We start from the raw sequence: 20027 nt of genomic DNA on the forward strand, positions 1-20027 counted from the left end.
TACTTTTATTATAAGCTTTCTAGCCCCTCTCGACTTCGCCAAGGCTTAATTTTTGACTAGTCAGCCGGGGCGGAAAATGGTAAAGTTATTCTAGAAAAAGAAACACAATATCTCGCCGCGGACATGAAAGGAATACAAGATATGCCAAAAAAGACGATCTACTTCGGTGCCGGCTGGTTCACTGACCGCCAAAACAAAGCCTACAAGGAAGCCATGGAAGCCCTCAAGGAAAACCCAACCATTGACCTGGAAAACAGCTACGTGCCTTTGGAAAACCAATATAAGGGCATCCGGGTTGATGAACACCCGGAATACCTGCATGACAAGGTTTGGGCTACGGCCACCTACAACAACGACTTGAACGGGATCAAGACCAACGACGTCATGCTGGGTGTCTACATCCCTGACGAAGAAGACGTCGGCCTGGGCATGGAACTGGGTTACGCCTTGAGCCAAGGCAAGTACGTCCTTTTGGTCATCCCGGATGAAGACTACGGCAAGCCGATCAACCTCATGAGCTGGGGCGTCAGCGACAACGTGATCAAGATGAGCCAGCTGAAGGACTTCAACTTCAACAAGCCGCGCTTCGACTTCTACGAAGGTGCCGTATACTAAAAACAACTATATCTAACAAAAAGCCTGCCTTCCGCAATTTTGGAAGATAGGCTTTTTTCTTTATACTTATTATTCTTCCCAGCGGATTTCCCCGTTCAAGTAGGTCTTCGCTAGGGACATATCATCCTTCAGAATCAAGAAGTCAGCTGGCAGGCCCGGACGAATTGCCCCGCACTTGTCCAAGAGGCCTTGGCTGCGGGCCGGGTTATAGCTGGCCATCAACACAGCCTCTTCCTTGCCAGCCAAGCCCCAGTCAACCAGGTTCTTTACCCCATCCTTCAGCTGCAAGACGCTGCCAGCCAGGTTGTCGCCATCCTTCAAGCGCGCCATCCCGTCCTTAACGTATACTGGCAGTTCACCCAGCATGTAGTCGCCATCCGGCATCATCCCAGCTTCCATGCAGTCAGTGATCAAAACGATATGGTCCTTGCCTTTAGCCGCCAGCAGGGCCTTGATGGCGCTAGGCGTGACATGGTGGCCATCGGCAATCAGTTCGTTGTCCATATTCTCCAGGGCCATGGCCGCGTTAGCGATGTTTGGCTGGTTGTGGGAGAAGTCCGGCATCCCGTTAAAGGTGTGGGTAAAAATCGTCGCCCCAGCCTGCGCGGCTGCCTTAGTCTGGTCGTAGCTGGCGCTAGAGTGGCCCAGGGCTACCTTGACTCCCCGGCTGACAGCATAGCTTACAAAAGCTGGCGTTCCAGGACGTTCTGGCGCAAGAGAGATTTTCTTCAGCATCCCCTTTGACGCTTCCAGCCACTTGTCTAGTTCTGCCGGACTTGGGTCCATCATGTATTTTGGATTTTCCGCCCCCGCGTGTTCTTCCGTGAAAAATGGGCCTTCAAAATGGATCCCTTGAATCTTAGCCCCGCTCTCTTCTCCTTGGTGAGCAGCAAACATCCGGCAGACTTCTGACAATTGCTCGCTCGACGCGGTCACTGTCGTTGGCAGCCAGCTGGTTACCCCGGCACTCAGCAAGGCTTCAGACAAGCGGTTGATCCCCTCCCAGTCGCTCTTCATCACGTCTTCCTTGACAGAGCCGTGGATGTGGGTATCGACATAGCCCGGAGCCACACTGAAACCAGTATAGTCCACCGCGTCCGGCACTTGGCTACCTTCTGGCAGGTAGGCCCCGAATTTACCATCAACAATCTCTAAATAGCCGCCTTTTTCCCGGCCGTTTGGCAGGTAAAACTGATCAGCATGAATGTAATAGCGCATTTTTTCTCCTTAGTAAAACAATCTTTTTCTCTTACTATTCTTAACTCTGTAAGTGCTTTAGTCAATGCTTTGCTAAAAAATGAGCAAAAATAAAACTGTCCATTTCAGGCAGTTAAAGATCAGCTATTGGATTCTTTGAAGAAAAAGCCCTGCGACCGGGTCAGGTCTTCAGCAACTTTCTTCTGTTCATCCGTCAAATTGTAAAAACTTAGCCGCAAGCCGCCCTCAAAGAGCATCAATGCCAAATTGTCATGATCCTGCAAGGCAATTTTTAAACCAAGCGTTTCGCTCACGCAAAAGTGCTTGATGAGCTTGCTCAAGTCCGGGTATTCTAATTGCCTTAAAAGATCTTGATGACACAAGGAGTTCAGCCAGTCATCACCGTAATCCACATCATACAAATAGACTTCCGCGTCATAGTAGCTGACCAGGCCCAAAATGATGAAAGAAAGCTTTTTAGAAAAAGATTTATAGTACTTTTCTTGGATAAATGACTCAAACTCATCAAATTTATCATTTCCAGCTTGAAAGGTTACAGGAAAGAAATCAAGGTAATACCACTTACCTTCATTCTCTTCGTCATCTTTCGCCAGAATATCGTCTAGTTTATTTTCCAACAATTCTACCATTCATCTAACCCAAAAATAAACACAGGCATATAAATTAGATATGCTTTATAAATTATCAATTAAACTGGGCAACCTGTTTCCAACTCCTGTCAATTATAATCCTCATCACCCAAACTGGTATAGGCTATTTTTTCCAATTTACCGGCTTTTTGGCTATAATTAGATTAGATATTTCATGATATAAAGGAAAAAGATTATGACTGCAGACCTGCAAAATTCAAGACATCAATTAGGAAGACTGGTTGGCGTCAATAAGCGTGAAAATTACTATGAGCTTCATTACGCGACCGGCGAGATCGCCCGCGTCTACTTGATCGCAAGCGGCATCTTCCGCTACTGGCTGGATCCAAGTCAAGAATTTGCCGAAACTGACGACATGCTGGTCAAAGGCATTGAGCCCGACCCGCAATGTTTCGCCCGGGCCACGGCCCACGCGACCAGCGACATGTTCATCATCACCACTGGCAGCTGCAAGCTGATCTTCCAGCAAAAAACCGGCAGCTTCAGTATCTTTGACGAGTCTGTCCACCGGCCGCGGATGGTCCAGGCTTCCGCCCTCGAACTGAGCGGCAAGCACAGCATCGAAATCCTGAAGCAAGGGCAAAACGAATACTACTACGGCGGCGGGGTCCAAAACGGCCACTTCAGCCACAAGGGTGAAAAAATCACCATCAAGACCGACGGTATCACCGGGGCTGACGGCGTTCTAGCAGCTGTCCCCTTCTTCTGGACCAATGCCGGCTTTGCTGAACTACGCAACACGACCGCGACTGGCCACTATGATTTCGGCCGACAAAATTCCCAGCTCACCATCCTCAGCCACCGGACCCCGGTCTTTGACAGCTACTATATAATAGGAAACTCTCCGCAAGAATTGCTGTCCAGCTTCTATTATTTGACCGGTAAACCCTTCATGCTGCCAAGCTACGCCCTCTCCTTTGGCCACCTCGGCAACTTCATGGACGGCTCCTGGCAAGAAGCTGACGGCAAGGGCCATGAAGCTGTCCGTTTTGAAGACAACCGCTACTATTCAAGAAAGAAGGAAAGCAGCGGCCGCCTGCCTAGCTTAAACGGGGACAAGGACTACCAGTTCTCAGCCCGGGCCATGCTGGACCGCTACCAGCGCTGGGGCTTCCCATTATCCTGGATCGTTCCTAACTACGAAAGCCAAACTGCTGCCAAGCCCGATGACTTCGCGGCCTTTGCCAGCTATGCCCAAAGCCGCGGCTGCCACCCCGGCTTCTGGAGTGAAAAGGGCCAGCCCTTAGCCCACCACAGCGAATTTGCCGCGGTCGACGACCCAAGCAGCGACTTGACCGCCGTCAATTCCGACCTGGCTAAGGAAAATCCAAAAGCCAAGCCCCTCAGCCTGGTCCGCGACAGCCTCCTACCTTACCAAAGCAAGGCTGCCCTGGCCTTCGGCGATGTCAGCGGCGACTGGTCCAGCATTAAAACGCAAATCTCTACCTTATTAGGTGCCGGTTTGTCCGGTCTGCCCTTCATCGGAGCAGCGGCTGGCGGCAAACATGGTCAGGAAAATGCCCAAGTTGCCGTCCGGGACCTGGAGTGGAAGACCTTCACCCCACTTTTCTTCGTTATCGACGACCAAAGCCCTCTCAGCAAGACGCCTTTTGCCTTCAACAACAAGGTCTCCCGGATCATGAAGGCCTACCTTGGCTTGCGCGAACAGCTGAAGCCTTACCTTTATGCCCTCAACCGCCAGGCCCAGGACGGCCTGCCCCTGGTCCGGCCTCTGCTTATGGCATTTCCACATGAACAGGTTGGCTACGGCCGGGATTTTGCCGATGAATTCATGCTGGGTGACCAATTGCTTGTCGCCCCAATCGTCAACGGGAAGTCTGATAACCAAGGCATGAGCGTCCGCGACCGGATCTACCTGCCTGACAAGCAGACCGTCTGGATCGACCTCTTTACCGGTGACCGGCTAATGGGCGGCCGGGTCTACAACCGGCGCAAATACCCCCTTTGGCAGTTGCCCGTCTTCGTCAGAGGCGGCAGCATCTTCGACCTGGGCAACCGGCGCTTCGTCCTCTACCCGCAAGGCGACTCCACCATCAGCACCTACAGCGACAACGACCAAAGCGACTACAAGCACAACAGCGCCCAAACCGTTATCCGCACCCATGTGGCCGACAGCAAGCTGCGCGTAATCATCGAACCAACCACCGGCTACTACCCGAACATGGCCATTAAAGAGCAAACCTTCCTTTATATATACTGTGACCAGCACCCAGATGAAATCCAGCTCCGGGCTGGTGACGAGGAAGTCATCACTTTGACTGAATACGGCACGCCGGAAACCCTGCAAAGAGCTAAGGAAGGCTTCTACTACGACAACAAGTTCTGCTGGCCGGAAGGCTTCAAGGATCTGGGGGCAACTCCCCGCCCGGCTTTGATCATCAAGCTGCAAGAGCGGGACATCAAGCAGGAAAAGCTGGAAATCCTGGTCAACAACTTCCGCTTCGCTAATGAGCAGCTGGTTCACCAGATCACCGACGCCGCCCTGCCCCTGCCGGGCAAGGTCGAAGTCGACCGGGATAAGATCAGTGCCCACTCTCTTACGATCAAATGGGCCCAGCGGACGCCTAGCGTCCAGATCGAATTGAACGGCCTGCTCTACACCGGGATCAGCGGGAACATCTTTACCTTTACCGACCTAGCCGCTGACACTGGCTACCGGTTGCGCCTGCGCTATAAAGCCGGCTATAAGGTATCCGAATGGTCCGACTTCTTGCAGGTCAAGACCAAGCAGAACCCACGGGACTTTATCATCTCCAATGTCAAAGTCACTTCTAGCCAGGAAAGCGCAAGTGGCCACCAACTGAAAAATCTCCTGGACCGGAGACTGGCAACCGACTGGCAAAGCGTTAGCAAGCCAAGTGAAGACCAGCCGCTGACTTTGACCTTCAGCTTCCCGGACCAAACGGAATTAAACAAGCTGATCTACCTGCCAAGAGCCAGCAGCCGGGATGGACGGCCTTTAAAGATGCGGGTGGAAATCTCCACCGATGGGGAAAACTTCACCAGCTACGGATCTGACTACCAGTTCAACAGTGACTACAAGAACAAGGTCATTGGCCTCAGAGGGGTCAGCGCCAAGGCTGTCCGCCTTATCATCCTGGAAACGACCGGCGATTACGCGGCCGCCAGCCGCATCGACTTCTACCGGCCCCTTAAATAAACAGTAAATTTCGATATTTTTAGACAAAAAAACAGTGGAAAGCTTCGTAAGGAAGCTTCCACTGTTTTTCTTTAATTGAATCCGAGATATTCTCAGATTCTTTTCGCTGAGAAGGCAAGGATTGAATGAAATGTTGTTTGGGTTTGTGTGTTAACCCTTGTCAGCACCTGCAGTAATCCCACTGACGTAGAACTTCTGCATGATGACGAAGAGGATCGTGATTGGGATAGCGATGATGACACAGCCAGCCACGAATTGGGCGAAGTAGGCCGTCGCGCTCCCCTTTGAAGAAGAAAGCATGTTGTACAGACCATACGCGATCGTGTAGGTCTTTGGGTCACCTGAAGTTGAGAGGATGATCCCGGAGAAGATGAAGTCTACCCATGGTGCCATGAAAGTCGTTAAAGCTGTGTAGACGATCATTGGCTTGGAGAGCGGCAGGCCGATCTTAGTGAAGACCTGCCATTTGGTTGCCCCATCCAGTTCAGCTGCTTCATCCAGTGACCGCGGGATAGTGTCGAAGAAACCCTTGGCAACGTAGAAGCCAAGGCCGGCACCACCGACGTAGACCAGGATCAAGCCGCCCAGGTTCAGCATGTTCAGCCCCTTCAAGATGTAGTAAAGGGCGATCATGGACATGAAGCCAGGGAACATACCCAAAACCAGGGCAATCTGCAGGAATGGCTTGCGGAGTTTGAAGCGTAAGCGGGACAGGACGTAAGCAACCGAGATTTGGAAGAAGGTTGACAGAGTGGCGGAAATGATGGCCACGAGCAAAGTGTTGATAATCCAGTGCAGGTATGGGAACTGGGAGTTGGTAAAGATCCCGATATAGTTCTGTAAGCTCCATTTTTCAGGGAAGAAAGTTGAGATAAAGCCAGTGTCGTTGTATGAGAAGCTGGCCAAAACGATCCAGAGGATGGGGATCAGCCACAAAATTGCTAAAATCGTCAGCAATAAATATCTGAAGAAAAGGGATACTTTTCTCTGGTTAGAGTAAGACTTCAATTTTATCCCTCCTTAAACGCAGTGGTGTGACGGTAAGCGATCAAGGAAATCGTCGCACTCAAGATGAAGATCAAGATGCCCAGAACGGCTGAGGCGTTGTAGCGCTGCTGCTGACCGAAGGTCAGGTTGTAGAGCCAGTTGACCAGAAGGTCAGTTGAGCCGGCACCGTTGTAGTTGTTGTTCATTGGCTTACCACCAGTCAACAGGAAGATAACGTTGAAGTTGTTGATATTGCCGATGAATTGCTGGATCAAGGACGGACCCATGACAAAGAGGATCTGCGGGAAGGTAATGTTGTGGAAAATCTGGAAGGCGTTAGCCCCGTCGATTCTCGCGGCTTCAATCTGGTCTTGTGGCAGGTTTTGGATAATCGCCATGGAAACCAGCATGGAAACCGGAATACCAATCCACATGTTGACGATGATAACCGTCAGCCGGGCTACCCAAGGGGCAGCTTCATTGTCGATAAAGTGAATCGGCCCTGAGATCCAGCCCCAATTTTGCAACAGGCTGTTCAAAGGCCCCTGCGCGTCCAGGAATTGCGCGATCAGCAGCAAGGAAACGAATTGCGGTACGGCGTAAGCCACGATGAAGATCGTCCGCCATACTTTCCGGTGCTTGATCCCCTTGGATTCAATCAAGAGGGCCAGGAGCACCCCACCTAAGAAGGTGGTTGCCGTGGCAGCTACGGCCCAGATTAAGGTCCAGCCCAGAACAGGGAAGAAAGTTCCGGCCAGGTCCCCGCTCAAAACATTACCGAAGGCCTGGAAACCAGTCCAGGAGAAGCCGATCGGGTGTTGGCGGTCGTAGTTGGTAAAGGCCATCGAAATCATGAAGACAGTTGGCAAAACAGTGAAAAGGAGAATCCCCAGCACAGGAATGAACATTAAGGTCGCGTGCAGGCGGGAGTCCAACAGGCTGGCCAGTTCTTCCTTGTTTGTGGCAATGTGCTTGCCATCACGCTTCTTGATGTAGTTGGCCCGGGTTGAGCGCAAGTTGGCGACATAGAGGCAGATAAAACCGATGACCAGAAAGAGGGCCATGACCCCGAAGAGGAGGATCAAGACTGAGTTGTCTGGCTGTTTGGTCACGTAAACGCCTTGTGCTTGGTCAAAGACAACCTTCTTAGTCTTGTTTTCCCCAAGGTTGCTCAACATGCTGAGGGCACTGACCCCGCTAAAGATAAGCCAGACCAGGAAAACAATTTCACTGATCAGCAGGCTGAGGCCCTTGGCCCACTGCTTTTTCTTCAGGGCGCTGGCGCCCATGAAGAAGAAGGACAGCTTATCAGCCGCGTCCCCCTTGGACCAGACTTCTTTGTAGCTGGCTTTCGGAGGAACATGTCCTTTTCTTTTAAACATTTTTCATTACTCTCCTTCTCAAGCTTAATTAAAGTTGTTGCTGCTTAATTAAATTACTTTTGAGAAATCTTCTTTGAGAACTTGGCAAGTTGTGCCTTGTATTGGCTAGCCTTGATCTTGCCGTCGTAAGTACCACTGATCAGAGGAGCTGCACCGTCCCAGAAGGTTGCCATTTGTGGCAACTTTGGTTGCAGAACTGAGTTGCCTGGTTGTGACATTTCGATAACGGACTTAGCAACTGGGTCATTTTGCACGTCACTTGAGTTAACAGCGCTCTTCAAAACTGGGATTTGACCAGCCTTTTCGTGAGCGATCAATTGTGACTTCTCGTTGGTGATGTAAGAAGCCAGTTGTGAAGCGGCCTTGGCGTTTGAAGTGTGGGAGTTAACCGCGAAACCTTCGATACCCAGGAAGGCTTCCAATTGCTTCTTCTTGCCGCCAACAGTTACAGTTGGGTACTTGGCAACAGCGAAGTTCTTGCCCAAGATCTTCTTGATGTTGGCAGCGTTCCATGGACCGTCCATGATGGCATCAGCATTACCCTTCTTCAATTGGTTCAAAGCGTTTGAAGTTTGCATTACGCCCTTGTTGCTCTTTTGCTTGGCAATCCAAGTCAAAGCGTTGACACCGTTTTGGCTGTTGAAGGTTGACCCCTTCAAGCTTTCACCGTTTTCCCCGTACAGGCTAGTGCCAGCTGAGAAGAAGATTGGCCACATGGTGTAAGCGTTGGTGAAGTCAGTAGCCAGAACACCCTTGGAAGTCAAAGTGTCCCAGTCCTTAACGTCATTAGCTGACAGCTTGGACTTGTTGTAGTAGATCGTGTCGGCTTGTTGAGCGTATGGGTAAGCGTAAACCTTGCCCTTCCAGGTAACACCCTTGGAAGCCTGGCTGACATAGTTCTTCTTGATGTTGGCAGTGTCACTTGGTGACAGCGGGTTGATGTAACCAGCGTTTGCCATTTGGCCTAATTGGTCGTTTGGAACTTCAAAGACATCGGCTGCTTTGGAAGCATCCTTACCAACGTCAGTCTTGGCGTTAGCGGAACCATTAGGACTTTGGGTAACCTTAACGGTAATGTTTGGATACTTCTTGTGGAAGTCCTTAACAATATCCTTGTAGTAAGATACTTGTTCAGTATCTACCCACAAAGTCAATGATGCCTTCTTGTCGGCAGTTGATGATGAACTATTGCTGCTCTTGGAGCATGCTGACAAACTCAAGGCAGCTAATACTGCCGCGCTGCTCAAAGCAGCCTTTTTAAAGAAACTCATTTTTTCCTCCTAAACAAATAATGTTTATTTTTTTATATCACCTTGCAGCCTTTAGCTGCAAGTTGATTAGCTGAATTAATTTTTCTTAAGCGTCCGATATTTGATGGAATTAATCGGTAATCGTTACTTGCGTTTCCTTGTCAAAGAAGTGAGCGTTGTTCAGGTTAAAGCCCGCCTTGACGCTGTCACCCGGCTTGTGGAAGTCACGGGCGTTGACAACGCCGACGAATTCAGTCTTGTCAACGTTCATGTAGAGCTGGCTGGTTGCACCTAGCAATTCGGAAACGACAACCTTGGCGGAAACGACCGCTTCCGGCCAGGTTTCCAGGAAGGCTTCTTCCATGTGGATGTCTTCCGGCCGCAGGCCCATCACAATGGCCTTGCCGTTATAGCCCTTGGCATCCAGGACCTTGGTCCGGCCTTCCGGCACCTTGAGCTTGATGCCCTGGCCGTCGTCGATGTAGCCGTCCTTGTAGGTCACATTAAAGAAGTTCATCTGCGGTGACCCGATGAAGCCGGCAACGAATTGGTTAGCAGGCTTGTTGTAGACTTCCTTAGGCGTCCCGATCTGCTGGATCCGGCCGGCGTTCATGACAACGATCCGGTCAGCCAGAGTCATGGCTTCAGTTTGGTCGTGGGTAACGTAGATGGTGGTCGTCTTCAAGTTCTGGTGCAACTTGGCGATTTCCGCCCGCATGGAGACACGGAGCTTGGCGTCAAGGTTGGACAGAGGTTCGTCCATCAGGAAGATCGGAGCGTCACGCACGATCGCTCTCCCCAAGGCAACCCGCTGTCTTTGACCACCAGACAGGTCGGCTGGCCGCCGCTCCAAAAGGTGGGCCAGGCCCAGGACTTCAGCGGCATTCTTGACCCGCTTGTCGATTTCGGCCTTGTCATAGTGGCGCAGCTTCAAGCTGAAGGCCATGTTGTCGTAAACCGTCATGTGCGGATAAAGAGCGTAGTTCTGGAAAACCATGGCGATGTGGCGGTCGCGGGGAGCCACGTCGTTCATGACCTTGCCGCCGATTTCCAAAGTCCCTTCAGTGATGTCTTCCAAGCCGGCAATCATCCGCAAAGTCGTTGACTTACCACAGCCAGACGGGCCAACAAAGACGATGAATTCATGGTCGCCAATGTGCAGGTCAAAGTCTGAAACTGAGTAGTCATCCGCGTTTGGATACTTCTTGTAGATATGATTTAAGTTGATTTTTACCATTTTTCTTACCTAATTCCCTGCTTCAAAAACTTTCTCAATCTCGGTCAAATCCAAGGCGCTGGTTGAACCAACGATGTAGTCGGCCCCCTTCAAAACGATCGGATCGCCAATCCCGACCGCGAACTGGCCGGCCGCCTTGATGGCTGCTACGCCTGCTGGCGCGTCTTCGAAAGAAATTACTTCATCCTTCTCCAAACTAAGCAGTTCCTGGGCCCGGATGTAGATTTCCGGATCCGGCTTGCCGTGCTTGAGGGTAGCCGGGTCAACCCGGGCATCAAACATGTCTGTAAGTCCCAGCTGCTTCAAGATCAAAGGAGCGTTCTTGGAAGCTGAGGCCAGGGCCATCTTCAGCCCTTGGGCCTTGGCCTGCTTGAGCAGGTCATCCATCTTTGGCAGGATGTCGGCCCGGGTCATGTCCTTGACCGCGTTCACGTAAGCCGCGTTCTTCTTGGCTGCCAGGGCTTCTTTTTCTTCCTGGCTGTAGTCATTTTCCTTATGCCCGTATTCCAGGATGATTTCCAGGGAATCCATTCTGGACAAGCCGCGCAGCTTGTCGCCGAATTCTTCCGGCAGTTCGATCCCGATGCCGCGGGCCAGGTCTTGCCAAGCCTTGAGGTGGTAGACTGCTGAGTCAGTGATGACCCCGTCCAGGTCAAAAATTAATCCTTTAAGCATTGGCTTTGTCCTTCTTTCAGAGTTACTTCTTGGTCCCAAACCTTGACTGGCAAGTCTTCACCAGAGAGCAGGGTCAGCTTGACTTCCTTGTCCTTTTCAACTGCCAAGGCCAAGATGCGGCCACGGTAGTTGATCTTGAAGCTGTAGCTGGACCACTTCTTTGGCAGGAATGGGGCAAAGCTGATGCCGTCTTCGTTGTAGCGCATGCCGGCAAAACCTTGCACGATGGCCAGCCAGCTCCCGCTCATGGAAGTGATGTGCAAACCGTCAACCGTGTCGTTGTTGTAGTTGTCCAGGTCCAGGCGGGCAGTCCGTTCGTAGAATTCAACCGCCTTGTCCTGCTTGCCCAGTTCAGCAGCCAGGATGGCGTGAATTGACGGGCTCAAGGAACTTTCGTGAACCGTCATTGGTTCGTAGAAGTCGTAGTTTCTTTCCTTTTCTTCCTTGGTGTAGTGGTCGTTCAGGAAGTAGATCCCTTGCAAAACGTCGGCTTGCTTGATGAACGGTGACCGCAGGATCTTGTCCCAGGACCAGTGCTGGTTCAGCGGCAATTGGTCAGCCGGGATGGTGTCCTTGCTTCTGAGGTCCTTGTCCAGGTAAGTGTCGTGTTGGACGAAGATGCCCAGTTCCTTGTCTTCCGGCAAGTACATCCGGTCGACGATGTCTTGCCACTTGGCCAGTTCTTCATCAGTTACCTGCAGGCGCTTCTTGGCTGCTTCAGTTGCCAGTGGCCAGCGTTCCAAGGTGTAGCCCAGAAGCCACTTGGCCATGGTGTTGGTGAACCAGTTGTTGTTAACGTTGTTTTCGTATTCGTTAGGACCAGTTACCCCGTGGATCATGTACTGGCCCTTGCGCTTGGAGAAGTGGACCCGGTCAGCCCAGAAGCGGGCAGTTGAAACCAGGACGTCCATGCCTTCATCCTTGACGTAGGAGTCGTCGCCCGTGTAGCGGGTGTATTGGTAGATAGCGAATGGAATGTCCGCGTTCCGGTGGATTTCTTCAAAAGTGATTTCCCACTCGTTGTGGCATTCAATCCCGTTGAAGGTAACCATTGGGAAGAGGGCACCCTTAAGGCCTTGCTGGCGGGCGTTGTGGAAGGCACCTGGCAATTGTTCATGCCGGTATTCCAAGAGGGACTTGGTAACTTCCTTAGGCGCTACGGCCAAGTACATTGGCACGATGAAGGCTTCAGTGTCCCAGTAAGTGGCACCGCCGTACTTTTCACCGGTAAAGCCCTTCGGCCCGATGTTAAGGCGCGGGTCTTGGCCGTAGTAGGTCATGAAGAGCTGGAGGATGTTGAAGCGGATCCCCTGCTGAGCGGCCGGGTCACCGTCAATCGTCACGTCACAGCTTGCCCAGCGCTTTTCCCAGACAGCTTCATGGTCGGCCAGGTTCTCGGCAAAAGTCTTGCTGGTCAATTTGGCCATCAATTCGTCAGCCTTGGCGGCTTGTTCTTCATCAGCCACGTCCCGGCTGGTGATGACGATGACGTCCTTTTCCAGTTCCCAGCTTTGGCTGCTGGTCAAAGTCTTGGCGAAGCTTTCGCTGACTTCGCCGCTGGCGGTTGTCACGTCGCCGGAAATGACCTGGCCGTCTTCCCGGGTAACTTCCTTCAAGAGAACCGTGAATTGCGGGGTACCGAAGTTGTTTGTCTTGGTCCGCAGCTGGATGCTGCGGCCGTTAGGATCTTCGTTTAAGGCATCCCAGAAGCCTTCTTCGTAGTTGCTGTCTTCGTTTACCACATTCCCGTTCAGGCGGCTGGCAATTTGCAGGTCAGCCTTACCACTCAAGACAGTGGCCTTAACCTTGATCAAGGCAGCTTCCTTGATGACGGAACTAAGGAAGCGGGTGAAAGTAAATTGAACCCGGCAGTCCTTACCTTCATAAATAAAGCTTCTGGTAAGCAGGCCTTGGTGCATGTCCAGGCTCAAGCTGAAGTCACTGATTTCATCAGTTGCCAGGTCCAGCTTGTGGCCGTTGATGGTCACTGGCAGGTCAATGAAGCTTGGGGCGTTCAAGGTCTTGCCGAAGTAGTCCGGGTAACCGTTCTTCCACCAGCCGACCCGGGTCTTGTCCGGGAACCAGACACCGGCGTAGTAGGTACCCTTCAAACTGTCGCCGCTGTAGCCTTCTTCAAAGTTGCCGCGCAGGCCCATGTATTCGTTGCCGATTGAAGTCATGCTTTCTTGAAGACGCTTATCTTCTTTTGAAAAGGTGTGACTGGTCAATTTCCAGGGATCAATTTCAAAAATTCTTTTCATCGCTATTCTTCCTCGCTCAAATCATTCTGTAATCATTATCAGCTAACATGCAAACGCTAACAAGAGTTGTTTTTATGTTACCGCTAACAGCTTCTATTTCACGCTCAGAACATAGCCCTTGTTTGCCAGCTGGCCGGCTTCATAGCCCCGGCTCAAAGCGGCTTTCGCGCTTAAGCTGATGGCTTGCTCGGTCGTGTTGAACCAGCCTTCGATCGTTTCCTTACCGGTCCGCTTAACATGGATCAAACCGTTTTCTTCAACTTCCAGCCAGGTCTGCCCCTTGCTCAGGCTCTCCCAGTGCTGGCGGCGGAAGGCGATGATCGCTTTAACTGCCTGCCAGACCGGACTGCCTGCCTGGCTCCAGTTCATTGGCTTGCGGCAGTCAGGGTCGTTGTCCCCGCTCATACCCATTTCCGTCCCGTAGTATATGCACGGGGAACCGGTTTGCATGAAGGTGAAGGCCAGAGCCTGCAGGGCCTTGTCTTCATCTTCACCGGCCACCGTCTTGATCCGGGCAGTGTCATGGGAGTCCAAAACGTTCAGCATGGCTGAATTGCTCTGCTCTCTGTATAAGAAGAGCTGGTCAGTCAATAATTCGGTCATGGTCTTGGCATCCTGCGTCTCCTTAAGGAAGTGGTCAGCAATCTGGCCAGTGAATGGGTAGTTCATGGTACCGGAGAATTCATCCCCGTTCAGCCAGGACTGGCTAGAGTGCCAGGACTCGCCCAGGACGTAGAAGTCCGGCTTAATGGCCGTAACAGCGGCCTTGAACTTCTTCCAGAATTGGTGGTCAACTTCGTCAGCCACATCAAGCCGCCAGGCATCGATATCGAATTCCTTAACCCAGTAGGTCGCGATTGTCAAAAGGTAGTCCACGACTTCCGGGTTGGCAGTGTTCAATTTCGGCATGTGCTTTTCAAAGGCAAAAGTCTCGTAGCTTGGATTGGCCGGGTCATATGGTTCAACCGGGAAGCGGTTGATGTGGAACCAGTTGGCAAAGCGGGAATCAGGGCCATTTTTCACGACATCCTGCCACTGCATGGAGGAGTCGCCCATGTGGTTGAAGACGGCATCCAGCATAACCTTCATCCCTCGGGCGTGGGCTTCATTGACCAAGCGGGCAAAAAGCTGCTTGTCCCCAAAGTCCGGATCGATTTCCAGGTAGTCGATCGTGTCGTACTTGTGGTTGGAGCTGGCCTTGAAGATCGGACAGAAGTACAGGCCATTAATTCCCAAGTCCTGCAAGTAGTCCAAGTGGTCCAGCACCCCTTGCAGGTCACCGCCATAGTAGTCTTCCCGGCCAGGGTGGTCGCTTGGATTCCAGTCCTTAACTCCCTCCGGGTCATTGCTCTTGTCCCCGTTGGCAAAGCGTTCCGGGAAGATCTGGTACCAAACCGTTTCCTTGACCCAGTCCGGGCTCTTGGTCATGTCAACCGCGTGGAAGTAAGGGAGCTTGAAGTAGTTGTTCGGGTCTTCGTAAGTTTCCTTTTCGTTCTTTCTGAAGCCCCGGTCACCGTAAACCCATTTCTCACCGTCTTCACCGTGGATTTCAAAGACGTACTGGGCCCGGTGCAAAGGCAAAGTCACCGTCGTTTCCCAGTAGTCGTTTACTTGGCCGTGGCCGGCCAGGTCCATGACCTGCTTCTTCAAGTTGGTCAAGGGTTCGTGGACGTCACAATAGTGAACGTAAACTTCCTTGACGTCGCGGCCCGTGTGCAGGCGCAGCTTCATGGTCTCCGTCGTCACCAGATAGCAATCTTCGCTTTCAGGTCTGTGTCTAACTGCTGCTGTTTGCATTTTTTCTGTTTCCTCGCTAAAAAATCATCACGTTGGTTATTTGCTGCTTGTTTTATTGCTTATTTTTTCTTTTGTAAAACTGCTCCGGCAAAAGGCATCAGGGTCAGTTCCTTGCCCTGCAGGTTGATGCTGCCGGCAGTTAAGACCGGAGTCAGTTCTTCTGGCAGGGTCAGATGCTCCTTCTTGGCGCTGAGGGAAACGACCACTAAAGCACGCTCATCCCCTAAATCCCGCTGGTAGACCAGAAGGTCGGGCTTAGTATCCAGCAGGTAGTAGCTGCCCTTGGTAAACAAAGGCGTCTGCTTCAATTTCAAAAGCTGCCGGTAGAAGTTGAGCATGCTGGTTGGGTCCGCGTCTTCGCTGGCCACGCTGACCTTGTCCCGGCTTCTGCCCGTCAGCCAAGGCTCAGCAGTGCTAAAGCCGCCATACTGGCTTTCGTCCCAAGGCATTGGCCCCCGGGCCGGCAATTTGTGGGTCTGGCTGGCCATTTCCAAGGCCGTCTTTTCGTCTACCCCGGCCTCGCCGGCTTCCTTGACGAAGTCAGCCACCGTCTCATCAGCAAACTGGTCTGCATTATCAAATTCCAGGTTGTGCAGGCCTAATTCTTCCCCATAGTAAATCACCGGGATCCCCCGCTCCAGGTACATGGCCATGGCCAAAGACCGCTGCTGGACCGGGGTCTTGGCGACCCGGGTGGCCAGGCGGGCCATGTCATGGTTGCTCCAGTACAGGGTCGGCGCGGCTGACAGGGTCTGCTGCCAGACAGTCTGGGTTTGCTTGAAGGCCAGCCAGTCAAACTCTTTTGGCTGGTATTGGCCGCTGAAGTCCGGGTTAACTGAATCTTCTTTTTCCGTAAAGTAGCGGAAGGTAATGACTGAGTCCATCAAATTCCGCTTAGGATCAGTGTAGTCTGCCGCCAGGTTGATGCTGGCGCTGGCTGCTTCCCCTAAAAGCAGGAGGTCTGGAAATTCTTCCCGCAGGCGGGCGCAGAAAGGTGCCAGCCATTCCTGCACTTCCGGCCGGTTGGCGAAAAAGTCTTCCGCGATGACCGGCTTGTCGTCCTCACTTGGGTAGGACTGGCGCAGGTCGGCCTTGGCGATGTGGATGAAGGCATCCAGGCGCAGGCCGTCGACCCCCTTCTTGAGCCAGAATTCAGCCGCCTTGAACATTTCCTCGCGGACAGCTGGATTCTTCCAGTTCAAATCCGGCATTTCCTTGGCAAAAAGGTGGAAGTAGGACTGGCCCGTCCCGGCCGGGTCAGCTGCCCAGCAACTGCCGCCAAAGAAGCTGCCCCAGTTGTTCGGCCGGACCCCGTTTTTACCGGCAAAAATGTAGTAGTCCCGGTAAGGGCTGGCCAGGTCACTGACCGCGGCCTTGAACCAAGGGTGCTGGTCAGACGTGTGGTTCAAAACGAAGTCCATGATCAGCTTGATCCCGGCCTGGTGCAGGTCGTTAACAAGTGCTTCAAAGTCTGCCATGGTCCCCATGATCGGGTCGATCTTGTAGTAGTCGCTGACGTCATAGCCGTTGTCAACGCCCGGTGACTGGTAGATCGGGTTCAGCCAAACGGCGGTGATGCCCAGCTGCTTTAAGTAAGGAATCCGCTGGCGGACGCCGTTTAAGTCGCCGATGCCGTCACCGTTGCTGTCTTGAAATGATTTCGGGTAAATTTGGTAAATAATGGCATTCTTTTGCCATGCATCCTGCTTAGTCATGTTTCTTTTTCCTCCAGTAGAAATTTAACCAAATAACAGTTAGCGCTTACAAGCCTGACCTGTCTGTTATCGGTAACAAAAGGCAATGAAAAAAGCATCCCTTAGGATGCTTCAGTCACTATTTGGTTGATTCGGCCTCGCTCAAGGTCGGTTCGATAAAGACCTCCCCTTGCGGCGCGCCGTTTTGGGCAATTTTTCTTAAAATGAGTTCCGCCAGCTTCTCGCCGATCAGCCAGAGGTTCTGCTTGACGGTCGTGATCGTCGGCGATGACAGCCGGTCCAAAAGGACCCCGTCATAGCCGATCACGCCAAAGTCTTCCGGAATCTTGGCTTCCGCCTCCACCAGGGCCTGGATGACCCCCATGGCAATCCGGTCACTGCCGCAGACAAAGCAGGTGTTCTTGGGAAATTCGCCCAAGTGTTCCTGGATGAACTCGCGGGCCGCGGCTAAGCTGTTTTCCACCCGGAAGACGCTGGGAATCTTCTTGTTTTGCTGCATGGTGTTGACATAACCAGCTTCTCTGGAAAATTCAAAAGCCTCACGGACATCGATACCGATAAAAACCACGCTCCGGTAGCCAGCCTTCAAGGCATACTTGGTCGCCATGGTCTCACCCAGCAAGTTGTTGGTGTCGACAAAGTCGTAGCCGCCCCGGTTCTCGCCAAACAGGACGAAAGGCTGCTTAAGCTCGTTCAATTGGGGGTAATCATCAGTCCTAGCTCCGGTGATCACGTAGCCGTCAGCTGCCCCCTGGTCTAGCTGGCTCCCCTTCAAGAGCAGCTGGAGGGAATAGTTCTGCTTCTTCAACTCTGTCGCCATGCCAAACAAGACATTGGTAAAGTAAGGGTCTGTATCGTCAACGTCTTCTAAAATCACGAACTTCACCACGCTGGTCTGGTTCTTGGCCAAGGCCCGGGCCGCGTTGTTGGGGTGGTAGTTCAATTTGTGCATGGCGTCTTCAACGACCACCTGCAGTTCCGGAGCAACCAGTTCGGGGTGGTTGATCACTCTTGAAACGGTCATCTTCGACACATGGGCCTTGCGAGCCACATCTTCTAAAGTAGCGGTTCTCTTCAAGCAAATTTCCTCCCATCAAGGACTCTAGTCTAACTTTTTCTTCTTCACTTCCTATGCTAGATTCTAACACAAAATAGTATATTTTTTGTAAGTAAAAAAATTCGCTTTCAAAAAATTAGATTATCGATTAAAGCCTTTAGATAAAGGACTTATTTTTCCACCCGGCAAAGAAAGGCCGCGTAAGGGGGTAAAAGAGCCTTAGACAGGTCTTCCGGGACAGGCCCGTTAGCCAGAATGACTTCCTTGACCTTATCTGGCAGGGAAACTTCTTGCTCCTCGCCAGTCAAGTTGCAGACTACCAGCCACTTGTCTTCCGCGTTTTCCCGGTGGTAGGCCATGACGGCATCTGCCGTGTCCAAGAGTTCAAAGGACCCATCGGTCAAAATCCGTTCCTGGTGGCGGAGGGCAATCAGCTTCTTATAGAAATAATAAATTGAATCTGGATCATTCAATGCATTTTTTACGTTTATTTCCTGGCAGTTGGAGTTAACCGCCAGCCATGGCCGGCCGCTGGTAAAGCCGGCGGAAGCTGAAGCATCCCACTGCATTGGGGTCCGGGCATTGTCCCGGCCCCGGGCATTGATGGCCTTGATCAAGTCCTCCTTCTTCCAGCCCTCTGCCAGCCGTTCCTGGTACATCCGCCGGGCTTCGATGTCTTCTACCTCGTCGATAGCCGAAACCGGACAGTTGGTCATCCCGATTTCCTCACCCTGGTAGATATAAGGGGTCCCCCGCAAACCGTGCAGGAGAAGGGCCAGCATCTTAGCGCTGCGCTCGCGGTACTGCTGGTCATTGCCAAAGCGGGACACGATCCGGGGCAGGTCGTGGTTGTTCCAAAAGAGGCTGTTCCAGCTGTGGTTAAAGTCCAGCTTTTGCCACTTGGCCAGGACATTCTTCAAGTCGCCGTAGTCAAGGGGCTTGGTGTCCCACTTTTCCTTGCCGGCCTGCTTGTCCAATTCCGTGAATTCAAACTGGAAGACCATGGACAGTTCTTTTCTGTCCGGGTCGCTATACAGGGGAGCGTTGTCTAAAGTTGCCCCCCAGGTTTCCCCGACTGTCAAAAAGTCCCGGTCGCCAAAAGTCTCCCGGTGCATCTCCTGCAGGTAGTCGTGCAGCTTGGGGCCGTTAGCGGTAATCTCTTCTTCCGGGACCTTGCCGATCAGTTCAATCACGTCCATCCGGAAGCCCCCAATCCCCTTGTCGATCCAGAAGTTCATCAAGTCATAGACCTTCTGCCTTAGGGCCGGGTTCTTCCAGTTCAAATCCGGCTGCTCTTTGGCAAAAAGGTGGAGGTAGTACTGGCCGACCTGGCCATCATATTCCCAGGCGCTGCCGGAAAAAGCTGACTTGAGTTCATTGGCCTTGTCCGCCCAGACATAGTAGTCGTGTTCCGAAGAGGATGGATTTTTCCGGGCCTCGATAAACCAAGGGTGCTGGTTGGAGGTGTGGTTGACCACCAGGTCCATCACGATCCGGATCCCCCGCTTCTTGGCCTCACTGATTAATTCTTCCATGTCCGCCATGGTCCCGTACTGGGGGTCGATGGCTTCGTAGTCAGCGATGTCATAGCCGTTGTCCACGCCTGGCGACTTGTAGACCGGGCAGAGCCAGATGGCGTCGATGCCCAAGTCTTGCAGGTAATCCAGCCGCTTGATGATCCCCCGCAGGTCGCCGACCCCGTCGCCGTTAGTGTCCTGGAAGGACTTGGGATAGATCTGGTAGATCACGGCCTGCTTCCACCATGGTTCTTGCTTTTGCTTTTCTGCTGTCATTTTATTTCCTCAAACTCTCATCTAAATTCAGCTGAAGCGCTGTCATTTTTTTCTACAAGTTTAGTATAGGGAAAACAGGTACGGATGCAAGCAGTTACCGCTAACCAATTGAACCTCCTACGACTAAAGTCGCAGGAATCTGGGGGCCACCCAACACATTACACGTAAGATCGACAACTCTTAGAAGTACTCAGAGTGTTTAGGTTAGT

General features: G+C 52.1%; 14 protein-coding genes. 2 read left to right on the forward strand and 12 right to left on the reverse strand.

What is annotated here, in order from left to right; translation table 11 throughout:
* The first annotated feature begins 141 nt into the window (after positions 1-141).
* Positions 142-615: a nucleoside 2-deoxyribosyltransferase gene (locus Q0J41_RS03605; RefSeq protein ID WP_296226246.1), complete on the forward strand. Its 474-nt coding sequence runs from the start codon at positions 142-144 to the stop codon at positions 613-615.
* 69 nt (positions 616-684) lie between these two features.
* Here the strand turns inward: Q0J41_RS03605 and nagA are convergent, their stop codons facing one another.
* Both nagA and Q0J41_RS03615 read right to left on the reverse strand, forming a co-directional pair.
* Positions 685-1833 (reverse strand): N-acetylglucosamine-6-phosphate deacetylase, encoded by a 1149-nt coding sequence (nagA, locus tag Q0J41_RS03610; RefSeq protein WP_296226248.1) that lies wholly within the window; start codon positions 1831-1833, stop codon positions 685-687.
* A 119-nt stretch (positions 1834-1952) separates the two neighbouring features.
* Complete coding sequence (locus Q0J41_RS03615) at positions 1953-2462, reverse strand: hypothetical protein (protein ID WP_296226250.1); 510 nt, start codon at positions 2460-2462, stop codon at positions 1953-1955.
* A 196-nt stretch (positions 2463-2658) separates the two neighbouring features.
* On the opposite strand from Q0J41_RS03615, the gene Q0J41_RS03620 reads away from it, so the two are divergent.
* Positions 2659-5664, forward strand: a complete 3006-nt coding sequence (locus Q0J41_RS03620) for a TIM-barrel domain-containing protein (protein WP_296226253.1) — start codon at positions 2659-2661, stop codon at positions 5662-5664.
* 150 nt (positions 5665-5814) lie between these two features.
* Here Q0J41_RS03620 and Q0J41_RS03625 read toward each other — a convergent pair whose 3' ends face one another.
* The 10 genes from Q0J41_RS03625 to Q0J41_RS03670 all read right to left on the reverse strand — a co-directional run bounded on the left by Q0J41_RS03625 (position 5815) and on the right by Q0J41_RS03670 (position 19818).
* On the reverse strand, positions 5815-6672 hold the full coding sequence (locus Q0J41_RS03625) for a sugar ABC transporter permease (RefSeq protein WP_296226254.1): 858 nt from the start codon (positions 6670-6672) through the stop codon (positions 5815-5817).
* A gap of 2 nt (positions 6673-6674) precedes the next feature.
* Positions 6675-8033, reverse strand: coding sequence for a carbohydrate ABC transporter permease (locus Q0J41_RS03630; protein WP_296226256.1), 1359 nt, complete (start codon positions 8031-8033; stop codon positions 6675-6677).
* A 53-nt stretch (positions 8034-8086) separates the two neighbouring features.
* Complete coding sequence (locus Q0J41_RS03635) at positions 8087-9304, reverse strand: extracellular solute-binding protein (protein ID WP_296226261.1); 1218 nt, start codon at positions 9302-9304, stop codon at positions 8087-8089.
* A gap of 109 nt (positions 9305-9413) precedes the next feature.
* On the reverse strand, positions 9414-10520 hold the full coding sequence (locus Q0J41_RS03640) for an ABC transporter ATP-binding protein (protein WP_296226263.1): 1107 nt from the start codon (positions 10518-10520) through the stop codon (positions 9414-9416).
* A 9-nt stretch (positions 10521-10529) separates the two neighbouring features.
* Positions 10530-11195 (reverse strand): beta-phosphoglucomutase, encoded by a 666-nt coding sequence (pgmB, locus tag Q0J41_RS03645; protein ID WP_296226266.1) that lies wholly within the window; start codon positions 11193-11195, stop codon positions 10530-10532.
* The gene (locus tag Q0J41_RS03650; protein WP_296226269.1) at positions 11180-13456 is read right to left on the reverse strand and encodes a glycoside hydrolase family 65 protein; all 2277 of its coding nucleotides are present in this window, start codon (positions 13454-13456) and stop codon (positions 11180-11182) included. The genes pgmB and Q0J41_RS03650 overlap by 16 nt, the downstream gene beginning before the upstream one ends.
* Positions 13457-13549: 93 nt before the next feature.
* Entirely contained in the window at positions 13550-15253 is a 1704-nt protein-coding gene (locus tag Q0J41_RS03655) for a glycoside hydrolase family 13 protein (protein WP_296226271.1), read from the reverse strand.
* Between the two features lie 59 nt (positions 15254-15312).
* On the reverse strand, positions 15313-16968 hold the full coding sequence (locus Q0J41_RS03660) for an alpha-glucosidase (protein WP_296226273.1): 1656 nt from the start codon (positions 16966-16968) through the stop codon (positions 15313-15315).
* 118 nt (positions 16969-17086) lie between these two features.
* The gene (locus Q0J41_RS03665) at positions 17087-18046 is read right to left on the reverse strand and encodes a LacI family DNA-binding transcriptional regulator (protein ID WP_296226276.1); all 960 of its coding nucleotides are present in this window, start codon (positions 18044-18046) and stop codon (positions 17087-17089) included.
* Between the two features lie 149 nt (positions 18047-18195).
* On the reverse strand, positions 18196-19818 hold the full coding sequence (locus Q0J41_RS03670; RefSeq protein ID WP_296226278.1) for an alpha-glucosidase: 1623 nt from the start codon (positions 19816-19818) through the stop codon (positions 18196-18198).
* Between the last annotated feature and the right edge of the window lie 209 nt (positions 19819-20027).

Origin of the sequence: uncultured Lactobacillus sp. (assembly GCF_944327175.1) — a bacterium.
Lineage (GTDB): Bacteria > Bacillota > Bacilli > Lactobacillales > Lactobacillaceae > Lactobacillus.